2 protein-coding genes are annotated in these 2,232 nt (G+C 39.7%); both read right to left on the bottom strand.

Annotation, left to right across the window (positions count from 1 at the left end; translation table 11 throughout):
* Nucleotides 1-132: 132 nt before the first annotated feature.
* Nucleotides 133-990, bottom strand: coding sequence for a hypothetical protein (locus E5A76_RS14170; RefSeq protein WP_161119311.1), 858 nt, complete (start codon nucleotides 988-990; stop codon nucleotides 133-135).
* Nucleotides 991-1,223: 233 nt separating this feature from the next.
* Nucleotides 1,224-2,162 carry a Dyp-type peroxidase gene (locus tag E5A76_RS14165; protein WP_161119310.1) on the bottom strand — a complete coding sequence of 313 codons (939 nt, stop codon included), beginning with the start codon at nucleotides 2,160-2,162 and terminating at the stop codon, nucleotides 1,224-1,226.
* Between the last annotated feature and the right edge of the window lie 70 nt (nucleotides 2,163-2,232).

Below are 2,232 nucleotides of genomic sequence, written 5' to 3'. Positions count from 1 at the left end.
CTGACTCCGATTGAATATCGAAATCAGGCCTTACAAGCCGCTTAACCGAAATGTCCAACTTTATGGGGTCACATCATCGGGGCTTTTATTTTTTAATCACTATTTAAAGAAAGAGAGTTTAAATAGGTTGAATTAGTGACAAATGAACCAAGAACGAGCATCTGCTTCGATTACCGCATTTTTATACCAAGGCAGTTGATCCATTTCTGGTGCAACGCGAATATCGCCTTTTAGCTTTTCTGTTGCTAATACAGTAACACGGTTGTCTTTGATACTTTGGATCTTACCTTTATAGGTCACGCCGTAAGCTTCATCTTTGGTTTTCTTGTACATACAAACCGTTTCACCCACGTGTGTTGCAATAAAGCCGGTTTCTTCTGTCCATGGCTCTTGCTCTGGTGCAGGGGTTTCTACTTCATTAAATAAAGCGGCTTGTGATTGGCTTGACGGTACGATTTTGCGGTGTACAGAAAAAGGTTGGTAGCCAAGCTGTTTTGCGCCATCAATCCATGCGGCTTGATCAACGTCTTTGTTCTCAATCACACGCATGGTTACAAAAGGTCCAGTTGGACAAACATCAGCCCATAGATCTGTTGATGTAATACGTGCAGAGAACACAGGTGTTTCTTCGGCAGTATTAGGATGCGTAACACACCAAGCGTCGTTTTCTTGGTTGATCATAGTGCCAGCGTTAGCTTTACACGTTTTTTTCGCTAGTTGGTAGAACTGCTCAATGTCTTGTGTCGCTTGCTCTTGGCTTGCTGAGCAGTAACGGTAGCTTAATGAGAAGGTTTCTTTAGGGTAGAACATACCTTGATCGACAACGGTGCCTTGGCTACGCGTTGCATCTGAAGTCATAAATTGACTTGCTACTGTTTTAAAATTCTTTTCAACCGTTGGTGCTGGCGGCGGAGGTGGTGTCGATGAACAACCCGCAACTGCAGCAGCAAGTGCTACTAATGATACTCGGGTTAAAAGGGTTTTGCGCATTCTTGCCCCCAGAAATAGTCTTCGTAAGTGCTAATAAATAGATAGAGTTAATTATTAAGTGTATAGGGGACAACAGAACGTGCGAGGAATCAAGAAATTATTCTGTAAAATATAATGTATTTGTTATTTTTCAAAGGCTTATAATTGTAATAATTTATAGTTTTATTAGTTTCTGATTTTAAAAGAAAAATGCCCGCCAATTTTTATTGGCGGGCAAGGGAATATTAGCGATATTAATCTGCAAAAGTGTTCATTAATGTTTGTGAAGGAATGAAGTAGTGCGTACCTGTTTTCGCTTCAACGAAATCAAGTAAACGGTCGTAATCCCCGTTATTGTCAGCATAAATCATTTGTTTTAAAGCGATATCTAAAATTTCAGGTGATGCTGCAAAGCCTACAAACATCGTACCGTGTTCCATCGCATTACCAAATGGACGGTTCTGACGTAGCATTTTGATCTCTTGATCATCAATGATCACTTTGCTTTTATTGTTATGTGCCCAAGCAGGTTTTACATCATCATCAAGTTCAATGTCATCAAGTTTAGTACGGCCAATGACTTGCTCTTGATATTCTGTTGCTTGTTTATCCCATAGCCCTTGGCGATCAACATAGCGTTGTACTGTTAAGTAGCTACCACCTTGATGAATGTCACAGTCATTAGCGACTAAAACGGCGTTGTATCGCGCTTCATCTTTCGGGTTTTCAGTACCGTCAACAAAGTCGATCATGTCGCGGTTGTCTAAATATTTAAAACCTTGAATATCTTCAATTAGCGTTGCTACAGGCTGTAGAGCTGATGCGATGTATTTTGCCGCTTGGAAATTCAAATCCATACGCTCAGATTTAATCATGATGAAGACATCGCCCGGTGTACTTGGGAAGTGACGCTCACCGTCTTTCATTTCAATAAAATCATGTAATAACGCAGGTGCTTGAATATCGGGAAATACGCGAGACCAGCCATGATTAGATATACCGATGGTTAATGAAAGCTGCGCGGTTAAATCTTTTTGAGCAATGGATTTCTCAATCACTTGTATTTTGGCGAAGATCTCTTTTACGTCATCATTATTACTATTTTCCTTAAACACGAAAGTGAGATATTCAGCGAAAGTGTTTGGATTTGAAATAGCACCGGGTTGGGCAAGTTCAGCTAATTGAATATTCATAATAGAAACCTTAAGTATTTTTTTACTTACATTACGCTTTTTATTTTTCTAACTGTAGTATGAAAAATGT

The organism is Photobacterium lucens (genome assembly GCF_009873615.1).
In the GTDB taxonomy this organism is placed as follows: domain Bacteria; phylum Pseudomonadota; class Gammaproteobacteria; order Enterobacterales; family Vibrionaceae; genus Photobacterium; species Photobacterium lucens.
Note: the sequence above shows the minus strand (reverse complement) of the source record. Positions and strands in the feature narration are given on the sequence as shown.